Origin of the sequence: Rhodovulum sp. PH10, assembly GCF_000293785.1 — a bacterium.
Classification (GTDB): domain Bacteria; phylum Pseudomonadota; class Alphaproteobacteria; order Rhizobiales; family Xanthobacteraceae; genus Rhodoplanes.
This window is the reverse complement of sequence record NZ_AKZI01000005.1, coordinates 1-18,817: the sequence shown is the minus strand read 5'-3', so window position 1 is coordinate 18,817 and position 18,817 is coordinate 1. Positions and strand designations below refer to the sequence as shown.

Here is an 18,817-nt window from a genome sequence, read left to right as displayed (position 1 = left end):
AACGGCGGCGCCATCGCGCTCGGCCATCCGATCGGTGCGTCGGGCGCCCGCGTGCTGATCACGCTTTTGTTCGAGATGCAGAAGCGCGACGCCAAGAAGGGCCTCGCCACGCTGTGCATCGGCGGCGGCATGGGCATCGCCATGTGCATCGCGCGCGACTGATCGAGCGTTCCTGAAAAACGTCTCCCCGCCCTCGTCCAGAGGAGCGCCCGAAGGGCGTCCTCGAAGGGCGGGGGCGGCCTCGTGGTTCGAGACGCGCTCTTCGAGCGCGTCTCGGCACGAGAAGGCGCGTGCCTCGCCGCGGCAAAACCTCCGCCGCGGCGTTATCGTCACGCGAGCGCGCCGACGGACGCCGATTTCCGTCTTTCACGTCGCTGCCCGGTTTGCTGGTCTGTATCTCGGACACGACGGCGATCACGGCTTCTGTCGCAACAGGCGACGGCGGTCGGGACGCCGTTCTTGGTGTGACTGCCGACGTCGGTCGATCGGGCTCGTCGTGATTCTCGAGACGATCCGATCTGACGCACGGCGTTTCCATCGCACCGCCGGCTCCGACCTCTCGCTTTCGCGCGCCGCCGGCGAGCAAACGCTCGCCCGGCTCTACGGTGCGCCGGTGAAATCGGTCGGCGACGGCGTTTTGCGTGCATTTCTTCCGGGCTGACGTGGGTCGGATTACCTCCGCTCGTGCCGCATGGCGGCAATGCACAGATCGAGGAAGCCGGCGGTCGCCGGCGGCAGCGTGCGGCCCTTTTTCTTGATGATCACGACCGGCCGCAAAAAGTCCGGGTCGTCGATCGGCCGCACCCGCAGTCCCCGCTCCACCCTGATTTCACGCGCGGAGGTCGGCAGGATGGTCAGGCCGAGGCCGGCGCGTACCATCGCCACCGCCGACATCATGTAGGTGACCTCGCAGGCGAGCGTCGGCGTGTGGCCGATCTTGAGGAGCGCCCGCTCGATCAGCTCGCGCAGGCTGGTGCCGGGATTGGTCAGCACCAGCGGCAGGTCGACCAGATCCTCCACCGTGATGCGGCGCTTGCGACCGATCGGATGCGAGCCCGGAAACACCAGGCAGATCTGATCGAGCGTGGTGTGCAGCACGTCGAACTCGGCCTCCGCGAGGTCGCCGCCGGTGATGCCGAGATCGACCTCGCCGGAGGCGACCAGCGTCGACACCTGGGCGGCGATCGCGTCGCGCACCAGGAACGACACCGCCGGATTCGCCCGCCGGCAGGCGAGGATCACGCCGGGCAGCAGCGACGCCGCGAACGACGGCAGCGCGGCGATGCGCACGGTGCCGCGCCGCCCGGCGCCGACCTCGCGCAGATCGGACAGCGTGACGTCGAGCTCGTGCAGGGTGCGCTCCAGCGCCGGCACCAGATCGAGCCCGACCGGTGTCACCTCGACCGAGCGTTTGGTGCGGTCGAGCAGTTTGACGCCGAGCGCGGTCTCGAGATTGCGGATCTGAACGGTGAGCGCCGGTTGTGACAGGTTCAGCACACCGGCGGCGCGGGTGAAGCTCTTCGAATGGACGATCGTGAGAAACGCACGGATCTGACGAAGGCTGACGTCCATAGTCGAAAGCTATCACTGATATAACATCATTTCAATTGCCTTATACAACCCGAAACGGTCTCCTGTCCTCACCCCCGCCCGGACGGCGGCTCGTGCTGCAACTCGGCAGCCGAGCCGCCGACGGCGTGCATCGCACACCGGGTTCCGGAGCCGCCGAACGTCTGCTGCCGTGCCGCATCGAGGGACGGCAATTGCGTCTCTGATCGTCCACGCCCCGAGCATCCGGCCGGACGCGGTCCGTCGCGCGGAATCGGGCCCACCCCGAGGGGGTCTCCATGCTCGCCCTGATCGGCCTGCTCGTCATCCTCGTCGTGCTGGCAGGCATTCTGACCAAGAAGGTGTCGCCGATGGCGGCCCTGATCGTCGTGCCGATCGCCGGTGCGCTGATCGCCGGCTTCTCGGTCGCCGACACCGGCAAGTTCGCCGTCAACGGCGTCAAGTCGATTGCGCCCGTGGTCGGCATGTTCGTGTTCGCGATCCTGTTCTTCGGGGTCGTCAAGGACGCCGGCACGCTCGACCCGATCATCAACGGCATCCTGCGCGTGGTCGGCGTGCGGCCGTCGCGCATCGTGCTCGGCACCGCCGTGCTCGCCGCGATCGTCCATCTCGACGGCTCGGGCGCCGTCACCTTCCTGGTGACGATCCCGGCGATGCTGCCGCTGTTCGATCGCCTCAAGATGGACAAGCGCATCCTCGCCTGCGTCGTCGCGATGGCCGCCGGCACCGCCAACATGCTGCCCTGGGGCGGCCCGACGCTGCGCGCGGCGACCGCGCTGCACGTGTCGATCGGCGACCTGTTCATGCCGATCCTGCCGGTGCAGATCGTCGGCCTCTTGTTCGTGCTCGCCGTCGCCTGGTGGCTCGGCCGACGCGAGGAGAAGCGCCTGTCGCTCGGCGGCGCGGCCGGCGGCGAGGTGGTCACGACCTATGTCCGTCCCGAGCCGACCGAGGCCGAGCTCAAGATGGCCCGGCCGAAGCTGTTCCTGGTCAATGTCGCGCTGGTGATCGCCGTGCTCGGCGCGATGATCGCCGAGGTGGCCGCGCCGGTGATCTGCTTCATGATCGGCACCGTGGTGGCGCTGTTCATCAACTACCCCGACGTCAAGGATCAGCGCGATCGCATCGACGCGCACGCCAAGGCGGCGCTGCTGATGGCCTCGATCCTGCTCGCGGCCGGCGTCTTCACCGGCATCATGAAGGACACCAAGATGCTGACCGCGATGGCGAGCTTCGCCGCCGGTCACGTCCCGACCGAGTATGCCCACCACATCCCGGTGGTGCTCGGCCTGGTGTCGATGCCGCTGTCGATGCTGTTCGACCCCGACTCCTTCTACTTCGGCATCCTGCCGGTGCTGGCCGAGGCCGGCACGCAGCTCGGCGTGCCGGCGGTGCACATGGGCCAGGCGGCCATCATGGGCCAGATGACGGTCGGCTTCCCGGTGAGCCCGCTGACGCCCGCGACCTTCCTTCTGGTCGGCCTGTGCGGCATCGAGCTCGCCGAACATCAGAAGTTCGCCTTCTTCTATCTGTGGGCGACCTCCGTCGTCATGGTGATCACGGCCGTGGTGCTCGGCATCCTCCCGCTGTGACGGCGCACGACGAAAGGACTTGATATGAAAACCATCCGCATCGGGTCGGGCGCCGGTTATTCCGGCGACCGCATCGAGCCGGCGGTCGAGCTCGCCGAGAAGGGCGAGATCGACTACCTGGTGTTCGAATGCTTGGCCGAGCGCACCATCGCGCTCGCCCAGCAGGCGAAAATGAAGAACCCGAACGCCGGCTTCGATCCGCTGCTCGAGCCGCGCATGAGGGCGGTGCTCGCCACCTGCAAGGCGAAGGGCATCAAGATCGTCACCAACATGGGCGCGGCGAACCCGCTCGCCGGCGCCAGGAAGACCGCGGAGATCGCCAAATCGCTCGGCCTGACGGGGCTGAAGATCGCCGCGGTCGGCGGCGACGACGTGATCGAGGCGATCCGCGAGACGCCGTGGCCGCTGGTCGAGTCCGGCGGCTCCACCACCGATCTCGGCAACCGCATCGTCTCGGCCAACGCCTATGTCGGCACCGCCTCGCTGGTCGAGGCCTTGGCGAGCGGCGCCGACGTGGTGATCACCGGGCGGGCCGCCGACCCGGCGCTGTTCATGGCCCCGCTGATCCACGAGTTCGGCTGGGCGATGGACGACTGGGACAAGCTCGGCAAGGGAACGGTGGTCGGCCACATGCTCGAATGTGCCGGCCAGGTGACCGGCGGCTATTTCGCCGATCCCGGCGTCAAGGACGTGGAAAATCTCGCCCGCCTCGGCTTCCCGATCGGCGAGGTCTCCGAGGACGGCACGCTGATCGTCACCAAGGTGCCGGGCTCGGGCGGCAAGGTCACCGCGCAGACCGCCAAGGAGCAGCTGCTCTACGAGCTGCACGACCCGAAGAACTATTTTCAGCCGGACGTGGTGGCGGATTTTTCCGAGGTGGAGATCGAGGAGATCGGGCCGGACCGCGTGCGCGTCACCGGCGGCACCGGCCACCCGAAGACCGCCACGCTCAAGGTCTCGGTCGGCTATGTCGACAGCTATATCGGCGAGGGCCAGATCTCCTATGCCGGCCCCGGCGCGGTGGCGCGCGGCAAGCTGGCGCTCGAGATCGTAAAGGAGCGGCTCGCGCTGATGCAGGTGAAGACCACGGAACTCCGCTTCGACCTGATCGGCGTCGACGCGTTGCACGGGCCGCGCCTGTCGGCCGCGAGCGAGCCCTACGAGGTGCGCGCGCGCGTCACCGGCCGCACCGACACGCTCGCCGAGGCGGTGCGGATCGGCAACGAGGTCGAGACGCTCTACACCAACGGCCCCGCCGGTGGCGGCGGTGCCTTCAAGTCGGCACGCGAGATCGTCGCCGTGCAGTCCGTGCTGCTGCCGCGCGACAAGGTCGCCGGCACCGTCCAGATCGTGGAGGCGTGACCATGAAGTTGCGCGCGCTCGCCCATTCCCGCACCGGGGACAAGGGCAACACCTCGAACATCTCGGTGATCGCCTTCGATCCGGCGAACTACGAGCGGCTGCGCCGCGAGGTGACGGCGGAGCGGGTGAAGACCTACTTCGCCGGGATCGTCAAGGGAGACGTCGTCCGCTACGAACTGCCGAAGGTTTCGGCGCTCAACTTCGTGATGACCGAGACGCTCGGGGGCGGCGTCACCCGCTCGCTCGCGCTCGATATGCACGGGAAGTCACTCAGCTCGGCGTTGTTGGATCTGGATATCCCCGAGGGAGAAGAGTAGCCAGCACCTCCGTTCCGGACCGCGGCCGGCTCCGACCCGCCCTCAGTGAGACGCCACGCGCCGGCTGCACGGCGCTACGGTGTGGGGGCGGGGTCGTCGTGCGAGCGACCGGCCGCGGTCCCGGACGGGCCTTTCGGCCCCGCCCGAGACGCGGGCGCGAGGTTTGGAGCCCGACGAGCGGGCGCGAGATTCGGATGCGTTTTCAGGAGCCGACGGCCGCTGCCGTCGGCTTTTTCGTGCCGCCGGCGTCGCGATGTCGGTACGCCAGTGTCTGCACCCGAAAGGTCACCGAAACGTTAACGGTTTTTGCGCGCACGAGCGGTGGCTGGTCGCCGCACGCGACTACACCGCCTCCGACGCGCCGCTTTCGACGCGCCGACGGTCCCCCCCGCCCGAGCGGTGGCAGCTCGCCGCGCGCGATCGCGCCGCCTTCGACGCGCCGACGGTCCCCCGCCCGAGCGGTGGCAGCGGCACCGTGCCGCCGGCAGTCACACCGGCCGCAGCCGAGCCGTGCCGGCGGCCGCCGCCCCGTCCCGGCGGCTGCGTCGTGTCGGTGGCCGCGCCGTGAGTCCCGGCGACAGCCGCACAGTCCCCGCGGCCGCGCCGTGAGTCCCGGCGACAGCCGCACAGTCCCCGCGGCTGCGTCGTGAGTCCCGACGGCAGCCGCACAGTCCCGGCGACTGCGTCGTGAGTCCCGGCGACAGCCGCACAGTCCCGGTGGCCGCGCCGTGAGTTCCGGCGACAGCCGCATTCTCCTGGCGACAGCCGCACAGTCCCGGCCGTGGCCGCACCCTCCCGACGCAGCCACAAATTCCCGCCGACAGCCGCACCGTGCTGGCACGGCCGCAACCTCCCGCCGCAGCCGCAACCTCCCGGCGACAGCCGCACCTCCAAGTGGCCGCGTAGCGCGCCCGGGGCCCGTCTCCACCCGTGCGGCCGGGCACCACCAGTCCCCTGCCGGCCACGCGTGCCGGGCCCTCGTGCCGGCCACGCGTGCCGGGCCCTCGTACCGGGCCCTTGCGCCGAGCCCTCGCGCCGGGCCCGTGTGCGGGACGCGGGAGCCGGCACCCGTGCGGGGCACGAGTGCGGACACAGGTGTCCCCTCAGGCCGCGCGGCGGGCGTCGTCGGCGAGCGCCCGATAGGCCAGGGCTTCGGCGACCTGCGGGCGGCCGACGGTTTCCGCTCCGGCGAGGTCGGCGAGGGTGCGGGCGACCCGCAGCACGCGGTGATAGGCGCGGGCCGACAGGCGCAGCGAATCGGCCGCCTCGCGGATCAGCGCGAGGCCGGCCTTGTCGGGGGTGGCGACGTCCTCCAGGAGCCCGCCCTTCGCCTCGGCATTGGTACGCACGTGCGGGAAGCCGAGCTCTTCGTAGCGGCGCGCCTGCACCCGGCGGGCCCGCAACACGCGGGCGGCGACCGCGGCGCTGCCTTCGGCCGGTGGCGGCAGGACGAGATCGGCGGCGCTCACCCCCGGCACCTCGATATGGAGGTCGATGCGGTCGAGCAGCGGTCCGGACAGCCGGCCCTGATACTCCGCCGTGCAGCGGGCGATCGGCCCGCGCCGGCAGGAGAAGCCGGGGTCGCCCGCATGGCCGCACTTGCACGGGTTCATCGCGGCGACGAGCATGAAGCGGGCCGGATAGGTGACGCGGTGATTGGCGCGGGCGATCGCCACCTCGCCGGTCTCCAGCGGCTGGCGCAGCGATTCCAGCACGCGCGGCTCGAACTCCGGCAGCTCGTCGAGAAACAGCACGCCGTTGTGGGCGAGCGAGATCTCGCCCGGCCTCGCCCGCAGGCCGCCGCCGACCAGCGCCGGCATGCTGGCCGAGTGGTGCGGGCTGCGAAACGGCCGGCGGTCGGTCAGCGCGCCGTCGGCGATCGCGCCGGCGACCGAGGCGATCATCGAGACTTCGAGAAGCTCGGCCGGGGCGAGCGGCGGCAGGATCGAGGGCAGCCGTGCCGCGAGCATCGACTTTCCGGCGCCCGGCGGGCCGATCATCAAAAGATTGTGGCCGCCGGCGGCGGCGACCTCGAGCGCGCGCTTGGCGCTCTCCTGGCCCTTGATGTCGGCGAGGTCCGGCAGGTCGGCGGCGGAATCGCGGATTTTCGGCTCGGGGCGGGAGAGCACCTGGTCGCCCTTGAAGTGGTTGGCGAGCTGGATCAGCGAGGCGCCCGCCAAGATCTCCATGTCGGGGCTCGCCCAGGCGGCCTCCGGCCCGCACGCCGCCGGGCAGATCAGCCGCTCGCCGCGGGCGTTCGCCCCGATCGCCGCAGGCAGAACGCCGGCCACCGGGGCGATCGAGCCGTCGAGCCCGAGCTCGCCGAGCACGGTGGTGCCGTCGAGCGCGTCGGCCGGAATCGCGCCGATCGCCGCCATCAGCGCGAGCGCGATCGGCAGGTCGTAGTGGCTGCCTTCCTTCGGCTGGTCGGCGGGGGCGAGATTGACGGTGATGCGGCGCGCCGGCAGCGCGAGCCCCGAGGCGAGCAGCGCCGCACGCACCCGCTCGCGCGCCTCCGACACCGCCTTGTCGGCCAGCCCGACCACGTTGAAGGCCGGCAGGCCGGGCGCGACCTGCACCTGGACATCGACGGCACGCGCCTCGATTCCCTCGAACGCCACCGTCGTGACCCGCTGGACCATGCCGCCCCGTCTCCACCGAAGATGGTTTCAGGGTAGCAGGCGAACGGCCCGCGAGCAAGAACAATAAGGGAACGATGGCGGTCGCCGCGGCCGATGCCGCCGGGGGGCGGGCGGCATCAGGAGCCTGCTGCCAAAACTTTCGCGATCTGCGGCTTCAGCACGGTTTCGAGGTTTTGTGCGGTGATCGCACCGACCAGCTTGAAGGCGATCACGCCGTTGCGGTCGATCACGAAGGTTTCGGGCACGCCATAGACGCCCCATTCGATGCCGGCGCGGCCGCTCGGGTCGGCGCCGGTGGCGGCATAAGGGTCGCCGTAGCGGGCGAGGAAGGCGCGGGCGTTGTCGGGCCGGTCCTTGTAGTTGAGGCCGACGATGCGGATGCGGTCGTCCTCGGCGAGCCGCATCAGCAGCGGCGCCTCCTCGCGGCACGGCACGCACCAGGAGGCCCACACGTTCAGCACGGTGACGTGCCCCTCGAAGTCGGTGGCGGCGAGGCCCGGCACCGGCGCGCCGTCGCGCGTCAGACCGTCGATGCCAGGCAGCTCGGTCACCGGCGCCGGCCGGCCGATCAGCGCGGAGGGTAGCGCCGAGGGGTCGCCGGAAAAGAGCTGATGATAGAACAGCCCGGCGAGGGCGAGAAAGATCACCAGCGGCAGCAGCAGCACCCAGCGCCGGCGGCGGGCCGGCGGGGCGGCGGGCGCTTCGCCGGAGGGCGAGGGATCGGCGGGCGGCGCGTCGGCGGGCTCGGCCGTCATGCCGCGGTCTCCTCGACCGCTTCGACGGTGGCGGCCGGCTCGGCCGAGCGGCGGCGCACGCCGCGCGCCTCGAGCTCGGCGAGCAGGCGGAGCTGGCGGCGGTGGTCGGCCCACACCCAGCCGATCAGGCCGAGCACGACGACGAGCGTCACCGCGTAGGAGGCGACGATGAAGACCGCGTGCGGTCCGAGATCGATGCCGAGCATGTCGATACCGAGAGCCATGGCGTCAGACCCCCCGTGCCGTCTGCGCCTGCAGGAGGCGCAGGGTCCGCACCCGGCGGCGCAGCACCTCGTTGCGCATCGCCGCGAGATGCAGGGCGACGAACAGCAGCGTGCAGGCGAGCGTCATCGCGAGCAGCGGGATCAGGATGGACGGATCGATGGTCGGGCCGCCGAGGCGCACGACGGAGGCGCCCTGGTGCAGCGTGTTCCACCAATCGACGGAGAATTTTATGATCGGCAGGTTCACCGCGCCGACCAGCGTGAGGATGGCGGCGGCGCGGCCGGCGCGGGCCGGGTCCTCGACCGTGCGCCACAGCGCGAGCAGGCCGAGATACATGATGAACATCACCAGCACCGAGGTGAGGCGGGCGTCCCACACCCAGTAGGTGCCCCACATCGGCCGGCCCCACAGGGCGCCGGTGACCAGGCACAGAAAGGTGAAGGCCGCGCCGAGCGGGGCCGCCGCCTTGGCGGCGACGTCGGCCAGCGGATGGCGGAACACCAGCGTGCCGAGCGCCGACAGGCTCATCATGCCCCAGCAGAACATGCCGAGCCACGCCGAGGGCACGTGGATGAACATGATCTTCACCGTCGCGCCCTGCTGGTAGTCGTCGGGCGCGCCGAGCACGCCGTTGATCGCATAGGCGAAGGCGAACACGGTGGCGGCGGTCAGCCAGGGCAGAACCCGGTCGACGATGCGCAGGAAACGGGTCGGATTGGCGAGGTCGATCCAGGCCATGGCAATCTCCCTGGGACCGGTATTAAGCCGCGGCCGGGACCGACGCAATGCGGCACTTCTACGGAGGGGTGCAATGCGAGAGGCTCGCCCGCAAGGTCATTCGAGCCCGTGACGAAGGGTCGCGCCGGCGGCGAACGGGCCGATCACCAGGCTCATCAGGGTCAGCGCGCACAGGATGGTGAAGGGCGTGCCGAACGGCACCGGCCCGACCACCGCGGCGTTCGAGGCGGCGACCCCGAAAATCAGCACCGGCACGGTGAGCGGCAGCACCAGCACCGGCAGCAGGAGCCCGCCGCGGCGCAGCGCGACCGTCAGCCCGGCGCCGACCAGCCCGATGAAGGTGAGCGCCGGCGTGCCGACCAGAAGCGTCAGCACCACCGCGGCGATCGCCTTCGGCTCGAGATTGAGGAAGAGCCCGAGAATCGGCGCGGCGACCACCAGCGGCAGGCCGGTGGTGAGCCAGTGGGCGAGCCCCTTCACCGCGACCGCCAGCTCGATCGGCACCCGGCCCATCAGCAGAAGGTCGAGCGAGCCGTCGTCGTGGTCGGCGGAGAAGAGGCGGTCGAGCGCGAGCAGCGAGGCGAGCAGCGCGCCGATCCACAGGATCGCCGGCCCGAGCCGGCGCAGGAGCGCGAGGTCGGGGCCGAGCGCGAACGGCATCAGCGTGACGACGGTGAGGAAGAACAGCACGCCCATCATCGCGCCGCCGCCGACCCGGAGCGCGATGCGCACGTCACGGACGAGAAGGGCCGACAGCGCGCTCATGCGGAGGCTCCCGAAATTTTTTGCGCGGAGGGCATCCGATGGCGGGTCTCGGGATGCGCGCGCCTCCCACGGGCGCTCGCCTCTCCCCACCTGCGGGGAGAGGTCGGAGTCCGAGCGGATGCGAGGACCCCGGCCGAGGGGGATTTGACGGTTGCTTCGGCGTGCCGGCCCCTCACCCCGACCCTCTCCCCGCAAGCGGGGAGAGGGAGTGGCGCAGCGGACGTGGCCGCGTCGGTGCCGCAGCCGGACGGCGAGGCAAAGAGAGCCGTGCGGGAGGACGTCTCGGTCGGACATAGGCCTCTCATGTCCGCCCTCCCAGCCGCAGCTCGCGGGCGCTCTCCAGGCCGAGCGGGCCGTGGGTGGCGGCGAGGATCAGCCCGCCGGAGGCGAGGTGCGCGGCCATCAGCTCGGCGAGGCGGCCCTGCGAGGCGACGTCGAGCGCCGAGGTCGGCTCGTCGAGCAGCCACACCGGCCGGCGGATCGCGACCAGCCGGGCGATCGACAGCCGTCGCCGCTGGCCGGCGGAGAGATAGGCGGCCGGCAGATCGGCGATCTCGGCGAGCGCCACCGCCTCCAGCGCCGCGTCGAGCGCGGGCGCCTCGTCGCCGAGCCAGGACGCCCAGAACCGCAGATTCTCCGTCACCGTCAGCGACGGCTTCAGCGCGTCCTGGTGGCCGAGATAGTGCGCCTGCTCGGGCACCGACAATTCGGGGTCGCCGCCGTCGAGCGAGACCGTCCCGGCGCTCGCGCGCAAAAGGCCGGCGATCAGCCGCAGGAGCGTGCTCTTGCCGGCGCCGTTGTGGCCGACCAGCAGCAAGGCCTCGCCGGCCGCGACCCGGAAATCGAGCCCCGAAAACACCTCGCGCTGCCCGCGCGTGCAGGCGAGCTCCTTGCCGATCAGCTCCATCGTCCCGTCGACCCCCCACACCCGTCGCGGCGGCGCCCTCCCTTCGGAGGGTGCCCCGGTGTAGCAGGATTTTTTCCGCCCGACACGCCGGGGTTCACCACGCCGGCCGCGCCCGCCGCTCCGCCCGCGAGGTGCAATGCCGGCGGCGGCGTCCGGATGGCCGCTGCCCGCGTGGCAGGCGGTCCTTGCCTACCGTTCGCGCGTGTGCCACCGAAAGCCGGTCGAACCACCGGCTTCGGCGCCGCGACCCCGCGCACTGCGCCTTTTCGTTGCGCGGCACGCCACGCGCCGCGACGGGCCGAGACCGGAACGAGAACGACGGCGACGTCGCGGACAGCGGGTCGTGGCGCCATCCAACACGAACCGTTTGGGGAACGCATGATGTCCAAAGTCCAATTCCACGGCGAGGCGGTTCCGCTCGAGATGCACAAGGTGCGCATCGTCCAGAAGCTGAACCTGCCGCCGATCGAGCGCCGCCTCGAGGTGATGACCGCGGCCGGCAACAACACCTTCCTGCTGCCGAACGCGGAGGTGTTTCTCGACATGCTGACCGACAGCGGCGTCAACGCGATGAGCGACCGCCAGCAGGCGGCGATGATGGTGGCCGACGACGCCTATGCCGGCAGCGCGACCTATACGCGGCTCGCCGACAAGCTGACCGAGATCTTCGGGACGGACTATTTCCTTCCCGCCCACCAGGGCCGCGCCTGCGAGCACATTCTCGCAAAGACCTTCGTGACGCCCGGCACGGTGGTGCCGATGAACTATCACTTCACCACCACCAAGGCGCACATCACGCTGCAGGGCGGCACGGTGGAGGAGCTGGTCACCGACGCCGGGCTCGCGGTGACCAGCGACCTGCCGTTCAAGGGCGACATGGATCTCGGCAAGCTGCGTGCGGTGATCGAGAAGCACGGTGCGGACAAGATCGCCTTCGTGCGGGTCGAGTCCGGCACCAACCTGATCGGCGGCCAGCCGGTGTCGCTGCAGAACATGATCGACGTGCGCGCGCTGTGCGCGGAATACGGCGTGCTGCTGGTGCTCGACGCGAGCTTGCTCGCCGACAACTTGCACTTCATCAAGACCCGCGAGGGCGCCTTCAAGGATCTCTCGATCCGCGAGATCACGCGGAAGATGGCCGACCTCTACGACGTGATCTATTTCTCCGCCCGAAAACTCGGCTGCGCCCGCGGCGGCGGCATCTGCATCCGCGACCGCGCGCTCTACGAGCGCATGCGTGGCCTGGTGCCGCTCTACGAGGGCTTCCTCACCTATGGCGGCATGTCGGTGCGCGAGATGGAGGCGATGACCGTCGGCCTCGACGAGACGATGGACGAGGACATGATCGACCAGGGGCCGCAATTCATCGGCTACATGGTCGAGGAGCTCGACAAGCGCGGCATCCCGGTGATCACTCCGGCTGGCGGCCTCGGCTGCCATCTCGATGCGCTGCGCTTCGTCGATCACGTGCCGCAGGCGCAGTATCCGGCCGGCGCGCTCGCCTCCGCACTCTACATCGCGAGCGGCATCCGCGGCATGGAGCGCGGCACCCTGTCGGAGCAGCGCGAGCCGGACGGCACGGAAATCTTCTCCAACATGGAGCTGGTGCGACTCGCGCTGCCGCGCCGGGTGTTCACGCTCTCTCAGGTGAAGTACGCGGTCGACCGCATCTCGTGGCTTCACGAGAACCGCCGCCTGATCGGCGGGCTGATTTTCTTCGAGGAGCCGGAGGTGCTGCGGTTCTTCTATGGCCGCCTGAAGCCGGTGTCCGACTGGCAGCAGAAGCTGGTCGAAAAATTCCGCGCGGATTTCGGCGACAGCCTCTGATCACGAGCGGTCGACGCAGGCGGGGCGATCGACGACGGACCGCCCGGGGAGCACGACGGCTCCCCGGGTCTCATGCGGCATGCTCGGTCTTGATCCTGGCGAGCTCGTCGGCCATCGCCCGCTCGGCATGCCAGAGGTCGTGATCGGCCTGCATCCGCAGCCACAGGCCGGGGCCGTTGCCGCAGAATTTTCCGATCCGTAGCGCCATTTCCGGCGTCACCGCGGCCTTGCCGGCGAGAATGCGGTGCAGCGTCTGACGCGACACGCCGAGCCGCTCGGCGGCCTCGGTGACCGTCAAGGACAGCGCCGGCAGCACGTCGTCGCGAAGGATCGTTCCGGGGTGCGTCGGCGCGATGCTGGCGTGCCGGCGGATGCGATCAGCCATGATAGTCCTCGATGTCCACTTGCACCGCGTCCTCGCCCTCCCAGGCGAAAGTGAGCCGCCAGTTGCGTGAGACCGTCAGCGCGTAGCGGCCCTGCCGGTCGCCCTTCAGAGGGTGGAGCCCGAAGCCGGGAAGATCGAGATCGCCCGGCCGGCGGGCCTGATCGAGAGCGTTCAGCCGGTCGCGCACCTTCGCCGCCCAATCGGGGCGCAGCCCGGAGGCGTCTCCCTGGGTCCAGTACCGCCGCAGCGCGCGGCTCCTGAAGCTCCGGATCATGGTGGAGCGTAGGGCGAAACACGGCGATGTGTAAAGAGTTGCGTTACACGCCCGTGTTCGCCCGTCGCCCGGCCGCTCACACGGCCGTGTACCCGCCGTCGATCAAGAGGTCGGCGCCGGTCATGAAGGACGACTCGTCGCTCGCCAGAAACACCGCGCCCGTGGCGATCTCGTCGGGGCGACCGAGCCGGCCCATCGGATTGTGGTGCGAGGCGCGCGCCGCCTCGACGCTCGGAAAATTCCTCACGTAGCGGCCGGTCTCGACCGGGCCCGGCGACAGCGTGTTGACCCGGATGTTCTGCTCGGCGTGATCGAGCGCCATCGCCTTGGCGAGCTGCACCAGCGCGCCCTTGGCGGCGCAGTACCACGGCCGGCCCGGCCGGGCGACGCGGGCGAGCTGCGAGGCGACCAGCACGATGCTGCCGCCGCCGCCCGTCTCCATCACCGGAATGGCGTGCTTCGAGAGAAGGAACGCGCTGTCGAGATTGACCGCGAAGGTGCGCCGCCAGTCGGCGAGCGTGAGCGACGTCAAGGGCGCGAGCGGCAGATCGTAGACCGCGTTCGAGACCAGCACGTCGAGCCGGCCGAACTCCTTGACCGCGGTCGCCACCGCCGCCTCGGCGGTCGCCTCCTCCGACACGTCGGCGGTGAGCGTGGCGACCCGGCCGCCGGTGCGGCCCCTGTCGGCCCGCACGGCCTCGGCGGCACGCTCGAGAGCCGCCCCGTCGATGTCGAGCGCGACCACCGCCGCGCCCTCCGCTGCCATCTGCCGCGTGATCGCGCCGCCGATCCCGCCGCCCGCGCCGGTGACGATCGCGACCTTGCCCTCGAGACGCCCCATGTCGACTCCCTGCTCGTGTGTCGGTGGTTCCGATGCCGCCATTGAACGGGCGGTTCGCGCCGCCGAGAAGCGGCGCGGCGCGCACGCCAGCCCCGCGGTTTCGTCCGTCCGGGCTTTTTCGGATGCGGCAGGTTCCAGGGTGCGAGGTAAGAGGAGGGGCAGCGGCGGTGCGCCGGCGCGGGTAGCGCGACCACGGCCGTCGATGCCACTTGTCATGCCAACCGAAGCCGGACATGGTGCGAGCCGGGCGAGCTCGCTCGCCGCCTTCGGGGACCCAGCGTGCCGACATCGGACGAACGATTCCGCCTGCTCTTCGAATCCGTGCCGACCGGCGTTCTGGTGATCGACGAGGCGGGCACCATCGTGCTCGCCAACCGGCGGGCGGAGGGGCTGTTCGGCTTCCCGCCCGGCGAGCTGAAGGGGCGTCCGCTCGGCACCCTGGTGCCCGAGCGGTTTCGCGCCGGCCACCCCGCCCTCGCCGCATCCTACCAGTCCGCGCGGGTGCCGCGCCCGATGGGCGCCGGCCGCGACCTGTTCGCGTTGCGCGCCGACGGCTCCGAGTTCCCGGTCGAGATCGGCCTGAGCCCGCTCACGCTGTCGGGCCGCGACTACACCATCGCCTCGGTGGTCGACATCACCGAGCGCCGCCGCCAGGCCGAGCAGGTCGAGGTGGTGATGCACGAGCTCGCCCACCGCTCGAAGAACCTGCTCACCGTCATCCAGGCGCTCGCCCGCCAGACGCTCGCCCGCAGCACGACCCTCGAGGATTTCAAGCACGCCTTCGACGCGCGCCTGACGGCGATCGCGCAAACCCACAACCTGCTGCTCGAGGCGAACTGGGTCGGCGTGCCGATGGCGCGCATCGTCGGCGAGCATTTGCGGCCGTTCGTCGAGTCGGGCGCGCGGATCGCGAGCGACGGGCCGCCGGTGGTGATCAAGCCGGACCTCGCCCAGCGCTTCGGCCTCGCGCTGCACGAGCTCGCCACCAACGCGACCAAGTACGGCGCGCTGTCGAACGGGGTGGGGCGGGTGGCGATCGAATGGCGGGTGGAGCGGCCGGGCGACCACTTCGTGCTGTCGTGGCGGGAGAGCGGCGGGCCGCCGCCGCAACCGTCCGGGCGGCGCGGTTTCGGCCACCGCCTGCTCGCCGGCATGCAGGACGAGGGGCTGTGCGAGCGGGTCGACATCGCCTTCGCGCCCGAAGGGTTTCGCTGGACCATCGTGTGCACCCCGCAGGCGCTGGTGCCGGCCTGACGTTCCGCCGGCGGGGACGCCGCTCGTGCCGGCGCTCGCTCGCGCAATCGTGTCGGCCGGACCGGAAACCGGGCGGAATTTCGCGCTCGAGCACGTGGTCCTCTTATACCGCATAGTTTATGGTGATGAGCGCTCGGCCCGCGGCGGTCCCCCGCCCGCACGGCCGTTCCCGATCCCGCGCGTTCCGCAGGAGCAATGCCACAGTGCCGCCGGCCACTCCGCTGCACCCGACCCCGACGGAGACCCTGTGGCGCAAGGCGGTGCTGGTGCTCGACGACGATCCGGCGTGCCGCCGGACGATCTGCGCGATTGCCGATTCGGTCGGCTGGGCCTCGCTCGCCGCCGGCTCGTTCGACGAGGCGGAGATTTTGATCGGCCGCCGCAACGTCGACTGCGTGGTCACCGACCTCTCGGTCGGCGGCGTCGGGGTGGTGCGGCTGTTTCGGGCGATGGCGCTGGTCCACTGCACCGTGCCGGTGGTGATGGTCTCGGCGGCCGACCCGGCCACCGCGCGGGCGGCGGTGAGCGAGGGATTCCGGCTGGGATTGAGCGTCTGCTACCCGATCGCGAAGCCGAGCGGGCTCGCCACGCTCGCCGGCCGGCTCGCCCGCATCGAGCGCCGGCTGCGCCAGGGCAACGCCGAGTGCTGCCACGGCGACTGCTTTTAGGGCAAGTTCGACGACTGTCCGAGTGATCCGTGACCCGCCGCCGATGCCTGCGGACGGCGAGGGTCAGAGCGCGGGCGCCGGCAGCCCGGCGGCCGCGCAGGCGGCCCGCACCGTGTTGACCAAGAGGAAGGCGACCGTGGTCGGCCCGACCCCGCCCGGCACCGGCGTGATGTGGCCCGCGACCTTTTCCGCCTCGTCGTAGGCGACGTCGCCGGTGAGCCGGCCCTTGCCGTCGTCGGTCGCGACACGGTTGATGCCGACATCGATCACCGTCGCGCCGGGCTTCACCCAGTCGCCGCGAATCATGCCGGGCTTGCCGACCGCCGCCACCAGAATGTCCGCTCGCCGGCACACCGCCGGCAGATCGCGGGTCTTCGAATGCGCCAGCGTGACGGTCGCGTTCTCGGCGAGGAGAAGCTGCGCCACCGGCTTGCCGACCAGGTTCGAGCGGCCGACCACCACCGCCTCGAGGCCGGCCAGCGACGAATGCACGCTCTTCGTCAGGTGCAGGCAGCCGAGCGGCGTGCAGGGCACCAGCGCCGGCAGGCCGCTGGCGAGCCGCCCGGCGTTTTCCGGGTGCAGCCCGTCGACGTCCTTCCGCGGATCGATCGCCATGATCACCGCGTGCGGGTCGATCTGCGGCGGCACCGGGAGCTGCACCAGGATGCCGTGAACAGTGGGATCGGCATTGAGCAGCGCCACCACGTCGAGCAGCTCCGCCTGCGAGGCGGAGGCGGGCAAACGATGCTCGAACGAGCGCATGCCGGCCGCCACCGTCGCCTTGCCCTTGCTCCGCACATAGGCCGCGCTCGCCGGGTCGTCGCCGACCAGCACCACCGCGAGCCCCGGCACCAAGCCGTTTTCGCGCGAGAGGCGGGCGACCTCGGCCGCGACCTTCTCGCGGACGGCGGCAGCGGCGGCCTTGCCGTCGATCGGGCGGGCGATGGTGGGCGTGGTCATCGAAATTCGGCTCCGGTCAGTCTCGCGAGCGTCGCCGCCAGGGCGTCCGGCTCGCCGTCGATTTTTATCCGCTTGATGCGGGCGGTGTCGCCGGCGACCAGCGTCGCTGCGCGCTTCGCCACCCCGAGCGATTTCGCGAGAAGCGCCAGCAGCGCGGCATTGGCCTCGCCCTCGGAGGGGGCGGCGCGCACCCGTGCCTTGAGCACGGCGCGTCCGTCGGCCAGCCGCTCGACCCCGTCGAGCGCATCGCGCCCGCCGCGTGGCGTCAGCCGGACGGTCACCAGCAGGCCGTCGGCGACCGCGGTCCAGGCGGCCCCGGTCGAGACGGCCTCGCCGTCGCCTGCGGTCACATCAGCGCCCGGGCGATGTTCGGCAGAATCACCGACTGGATGAAGAAGATGATCAGGATGACGATCACCGGCGAGATGTCGATGCCGCCGAGGTCGGGCATCATCCGCCGGATCGGCCGCAGCACCGGCTCGGTGATGCGGTAGAGGAATTCGCCGATCATCGCCACGGCCTGGTTGCGCGTGTTGACGACGTTGAAGGCGATCAGCCAGCTCAGAATGGCGGCGGCGATCAGCAGATAGACGTAGAGCGTCAAAAGGGTGCTGATGAAACCAAGGAATTCCAGCATGTCGCGGGTTCTCGTCTGTCGCAGCGGGCCGCGCCGCAAGAATGGGCCGGGGACGGATCGTGCCTTCCTGTACAGTTCCCTCCCGGGAGCGGCAAGCGGCAACGATGCCGCTGGTGAATCACCGGGACCCGCCTTCGGGCCGCCGGTGGGCCGGACCGCCGGGGCGCGAGGGGCAGGGCGTGGCCGGCTGCCCCGGGGCGGACGCTCGCGGCGGCCGACTTCGGGCGCTGTCGTCCGTTCGGCGCTGCAACAGTTCTTGACACCCCCCGGAGCGGCCTCGTAAATGGCGCCACTCGACTCGCCGGCCGAACGGCCGCGCGGCGGGGCCGTAGCTCAGTTGGGAGAGCGCCGCAATCGCACTGCGGAGGTCAGGGGTTCGAATCCCCTCGGCTCCACCAGTCCTCGTGCCTGCGATAAAATTCCCTTCCTTCTCAATCGGTTAGCGGGACACCCCGGCGGGGTGCGTACCCGTTTGCGTACCCGCTTTCTCGGGCCGTGAGCAGCCACCTCGGCAGTTCGCCTCGGCCTCGCCGATCTGAGGCGATGTCCCGCAGCGCACCGGATAATCGGCCGCCACGCCGACTCGCCCGTGAGGCGCGCCAGGCCGCCCCGCCACCATGACGGGCTTTCCGTCTGACGGGCCCGAGAGGCCCGCTCAGGGCTCCTTCGGCTCCCCTGCTGGCATGAATCGGCCACGGCGCAGAACCGCTCCATGGAACGGGGTCTCGTCGCGGTGCGGTGACGTCCCTCGGTTCGCGCGGGGCCGCTTCACGGCGTGGCCGCCGCCGCGGCTCAGCGCGCCGCGAGGCTGCGGGCCCGGAAAATCGCGATCGCGGCGTCGATCTGCTCGCGAGTCGGGGTCGGGGTGTCGCCGAGCGGATAGGTGCGGCCGAGCTCGGCCCATTTGGGCTCGCCGAGGCGGTGATAGGGCAGCACGTCGACCTGCTGCACCAGCGGGCCGAGGCCGACCAGGACATCGGCGAGCCGGGCCATGTCGTCGGCGCCGTCGGTGAGGCCGGGCACCAGCACGTAACGGATCCACATCGGCTTGCCGAGCCGCACCATGCGGCGGGGGGAGGGGGGGGGGGGGTGGACGGGC

Annotated in this window: 19 protein-coding genes, 1 tRNA gene and 2 pseudogenes; 8 read left to right on the top strand and 14 right to left on the bottom strand. The window is 70.8% G+C overall.

Annotated elements, in window-relative coordinates; all coding sequences use genetic code 11:
* Positions 1 to 162 (top strand): annotated as a pseudogene (locus A33M_RS22660) (acetyl-CoA C-acetyltransferase); the annotation flags it as partial.
* Positions 163 to 672: 510 nt separating this feature from the next.
* Here the strand turns inward: A33M_RS22660 and A33M_RS00785 are convergent.
* Positions 673 to 1,572 (bottom strand): LysR family transcriptional regulator, encoded by a 900-nt coding sequence (locus tag A33M_RS00785; protein ID WP_008382486.1) that lies wholly within the window; start codon positions 1,570 to 1,572, stop codon positions 673 to 675.
* A gap of 275 nt (positions 1,573 to 1,847) precedes the next feature.
* On the opposite strand from A33M_RS00785, the gene A33M_RS00780 reads away from it, so the two are divergent.
* From A33M_RS00780 to A33M_RS00770, 3 genes are read left to right on the top strand one after another with little or no spacing between them, the layout of a single operon-like run.
* Positions 1,848 to 3,161 (top strand): CitMHS family transporter, encoded by a 1,314-nt coding sequence (locus A33M_RS00780; RefSeq protein WP_008382484.1) that lies wholly within the window; start codon positions 1,848 to 1,850, stop codon positions 3,159 to 3,161.
* Between the two features lie 24 nt (positions 3,162 to 3,185).
* Complete coding sequence (locus A33M_RS00775; RefSeq protein ID WP_008382483.1) at positions 3,186 to 4,523, top strand: acyclic terpene utilization AtuA family protein; 1,338 nt, start codon at positions 3,186 to 3,188, stop codon at positions 4,521 to 4,523.
* Positions 4,524 to 4,525: 2 nt separating this feature from the next.
* On the top strand, positions 4,526 to 4,840 hold the full coding sequence (locus tag A33M_RS00770; RefSeq protein WP_008382482.1) for an AtuA-related protein: 315 nt from the start codon (positions 4,526 to 4,528) through the stop codon (positions 4,838 to 4,840).
* A 1,103-nt stretch (positions 4,841 to 5,943) separates the two neighbouring features.
* Here A33M_RS00770 and A33M_RS00765 read toward each other — a convergent pair.
* The 6 genes from A33M_RS00765 to ccmA form a co-directional block, all read right to left on the bottom strand.
* Positions 5,944 to 7,482 carry a YifB family Mg chelatase-like AAA ATPase gene (locus A33M_RS00765; protein WP_008382480.1) on the bottom strand — a complete coding sequence of 513 codons (1,539 nt, stop codon included), beginning with the start codon at positions 7,480 to 7,482 and terminating at the stop codon, positions 5,944 to 5,946.
* A gap of 116 nt (positions 7,483 to 7,598) precedes the next feature.
* Positions 7,599 to 8,237, bottom strand: coding sequence for a DsbE family thiol:disulfide interchange protein (locus A33M_RS00760; protein ID WP_008382479.1), 639 nt, complete (start codon positions 8,235 to 8,237; stop codon positions 7,599 to 7,601).
* Positions 8,234 to 8,461 (bottom strand): heme exporter protein CcmD, encoded by a 228-nt coding sequence (ccmD, locus tag A33M_RS00755; protein WP_008382478.1) that lies wholly within the window; start codon positions 8,459 to 8,461, stop codon positions 8,234 to 8,236. The genes A33M_RS00760 and ccmD overlap by 4 nt, the downstream gene beginning before the upstream one ends.
* Positions 8,462 to 8,465: 4 nt before the next feature.
* On the bottom strand, positions 8,466 to 9,200 hold the full coding sequence (locus A33M_RS00750) for a heme ABC transporter permease (RefSeq protein ID WP_008382477.1): 735 nt from the start codon (positions 9,198 to 9,200) through the stop codon (positions 8,466 to 8,468).
* A 96-nt stretch (positions 9,201 to 9,296) separates the two neighbouring features.
* Entirely contained in the window at positions 9,297 to 9,965 is a 669-nt protein-coding gene (gene ccmB / locus A33M_RS00745; RefSeq protein WP_008382476.1) for a heme exporter protein CcmB, read from the bottom strand.
* 301 nt (positions 9,966 to 10,266) lie between these two features.
* The gene (gene ccmA, locus A33M_RS00740; protein WP_008382475.1) at positions 10,267 to 10,872 is read right to left on the bottom strand and encodes a heme ABC exporter ATP-binding protein CcmA; all 606 of its coding nucleotides are present in this window, start codon (positions 10,870 to 10,872) and stop codon (positions 10,267 to 10,269) included.
* A gap of 378 nt (positions 10,873 to 11,250) precedes the next feature.
* Between ccmA and A33M_RS00735 the strand changes: the two genes are divergently transcribed.
* On the top strand, positions 11,251 to 12,699 hold the full coding sequence (locus tag A33M_RS00735) for a tryptophanase (RefSeq protein ID WP_202801743.1): 1,449 nt from the start codon (positions 11,251 to 11,253) through the stop codon (positions 12,697 to 12,699).
* 70 nt (positions 12,700 to 12,769) lie between these two features.
* Here A33M_RS00735 and A33M_RS00730 read toward each other — a convergent pair whose 3' ends face one another.
* The 3 genes from A33M_RS00730 to A33M_RS00720 form a co-directional block, all read right to left on the bottom strand.
* The gene (locus A33M_RS00730; protein WP_008382472.1) at positions 12,770 to 13,084 is read right to left on the bottom strand and encodes a HigA family addiction module antitoxin; all 315 of its coding nucleotides are present in this window, start codon (positions 13,082 to 13,084) and stop codon (positions 12,770 to 12,772) included.
* On the bottom strand, positions 13,077 to 13,358 hold the full coding sequence (locus tag A33M_RS00725) for a type II toxin-antitoxin system RelE/ParE family toxin (RefSeq protein ID WP_040618752.1): 282 nt from the start codon (positions 13,356 to 13,358) through the stop codon (positions 13,077 to 13,079). Before A33M_RS00725 ends, A33M_RS00730 begins: the two co-directional genes overlap by 8 nt.
* 76 nt (positions 13,359 to 13,434) lie before the next feature.
* Positions 13,435 to 14,199 (bottom strand): SDR family NAD(P)-dependent oxidoreductase, encoded by a 765-nt coding sequence (locus A33M_RS00720; RefSeq protein WP_008382470.1) that lies wholly within the window; start codon positions 14,197 to 14,199, stop codon positions 13,435 to 13,437.
* Between the two features lie 279 nt (positions 14,200 to 14,478).
* Between A33M_RS00720 and A33M_RS00715 the strand changes: the two genes are divergently transcribed.
* Positions 14,479 to 15,453 (top strand): sensor histidine kinase, encoded by a 975-nt coding sequence (locus A33M_RS00715; protein WP_008382469.1) that lies wholly within the window; start codon positions 14,479 to 14,481, stop codon positions 15,451 to 15,453.
* Between the two features lie 203 nt (positions 15,454 to 15,656).
* Entirely contained in the window at positions 15,657 to 16,121 is a 465-nt protein-coding gene (locus tag A33M_RS00710; protein WP_008382468.1) for a response regulator, read from the top strand.
* Positions 16,122 to 16,184: 63 nt separating this feature from the next.
* Here the strand turns inward: A33M_RS00710 and folD are convergent, their stop codons facing one another.
* The 3 genes from folD to A33M_RS00695 are packed head-to-tail and all read right to left on the bottom strand — an operon-like array spanning position 16,185 to position 17,718.
* On the bottom strand, positions 16,185 to 17,081 hold the full coding sequence (gene folD / locus A33M_RS00705) for a bifunctional methylenetetrahydrofolate dehydrogenase/methenyltetrahydrofolate cyclohydrolase FolD (protein WP_008382467.1): 897 nt from the start codon (positions 17,079 to 17,081) through the stop codon (positions 16,185 to 16,187).
* Positions 17,078 to 17,431, bottom strand: a complete 354-nt coding sequence (locus tag A33M_RS00700; RefSeq protein WP_008382466.1) for a DUF167 family protein — start codon at positions 17,429 to 17,431, stop codon at positions 17,078 to 17,080. Before A33M_RS00700 ends, folD begins: the two co-directional genes overlap by 4 nt.
* On the bottom strand, positions 17,428 to 17,718 hold the full coding sequence (locus tag A33M_RS00695) for a YggT family protein (protein WP_008382465.1): 291 nt from the start codon (positions 17,716 to 17,718) through the stop codon (positions 17,428 to 17,430). Before A33M_RS00695 ends, A33M_RS00700 begins: the two co-directional genes overlap by 4 nt.
* 322 nt (positions 17,719 to 18,040) lie before the next feature.
* On the opposite strand from A33M_RS00695, the gene A33M_RS00690 reads away from it, so the two are divergent.
* Positions 18,041 to 18,116: transfer RNA gene (locus A33M_RS00690), tRNA-Ala, on the top strand.
* 394 nt (positions 18,117 to 18,510) lie between these two features.
* On the opposite strand, the pseudogene A33M_RS00685 reads toward A33M_RS00690, so the two are convergent.
* Positions 18,511 to 18,817 (bottom strand): annotated as a pseudogene (locus tag A33M_RS00685) (pyruvate formate-lyase-activating protein); the annotation flags it as partial.

Bases quoted from the DNA above. Each gene is read 5' to 3' on its own strand.
- A33M_RS00785 (WP_008382486.1), bottom strand. From the start codon at position 1,572: ATGGACGTCAGCCTTCGTCAGATCCGTGCGTTTCTCACGATCGTCCAT.
- A33M_RS00780 (WP_008382484.1), top strand. From the start codon at position 1,848: ATGCTCGCCCTGATCGGCCTGCTCGTCATCCTCGTCGTGCTGGCAGGC.
- A33M_RS00775 (WP_008382483.1), top strand. From the start codon at position 3,186: ATGAAAACCATCCGCATCGGGTCGGGCGCCGGTTATTCCGGCGACCGC.
- A33M_RS00770 (WP_008382482.1), top strand. From the start codon at position 4,526: ATGAAGTTGCGCGCGCTCGCCCATTCCCGCACCGGGGACAAGGGCAAC.
- A33M_RS00765 (WP_008382480.1), bottom strand. From the start codon at position 7,482: ATGGTCCAGCGGGTCACGACGGTGGCGTTCGAGGGAATCGAGGCGCGT.
- A33M_RS00760 (WP_008382479.1), bottom strand. From the start codon at position 8,237: ATGACGGCCGAGCCCGCCGACGCGCCGCCCGCCGATCCCTCGCCCTCC.
- ccmD (WP_008382478.1), bottom strand. From the start codon at position 8,461: ATGGCTCTCGGTATCGACATGCTCGGCATCGATCTCGGACCGCACGCG.
- A33M_RS00750 (WP_008382477.1), bottom strand. From the start codon at position 9,200: ATGGCCTGGATCGACCTCGCCAATCCGACCCGTTTCCTGCGCATCGTC.
- ccmB (WP_008382476.1), bottom strand. From the start codon at position 9,965: ATGAGCGCGCTGTCGGCCCTTCTCGTCCGTGACGTGCGCATCGCGCTC.
- ccmA (WP_008382475.1), bottom strand. From the start codon at position 10,872: ATGGAGCTGATCGGCAAGGAGCTCGCCTGCACGCGCGGGCAGCGCGAG.
- A33M_RS00735 (WP_202801743.1), top strand. From the start codon at position 11,251: ATGATGTCCAAAGTCCAATTCCACGGCGAGGCGGTTCCGCTCGAGATG.
- A33M_RS00730 (WP_008382472.1), bottom strand. From the start codon at position 13,084: ATGGCTGATCGCATCCGCCGGCACGCCAGCATCGCGCCGACGCACCCC.
- A33M_RS00725 (WP_040618752.1), bottom strand. From the start codon at position 13,358: ATGATCCGGAGCTTCAGGAGCCGCGCGCTGCGGCGGTACTGGACCCAG.
- A33M_RS00720 (WP_008382470.1), bottom strand. From the start codon at position 14,199: ATGGGGCGTCTCGAGGGCAAGGTCGCGATCGTCACCGGCGCGGGCGGC.
- folD (WP_008382467.1), bottom strand. From the start codon at position 17,081: ATGACCACGCCCACCATCGCCCGCCCGATCGACGGCAAGGCCGCCGCT.
- A33M_RS00695 (WP_008382465.1), bottom strand. From the start codon at position 17,718: ATGCTGGAATTCCTTGGTTTCATCAGCACCCTTTTGACGCTCTACGTC.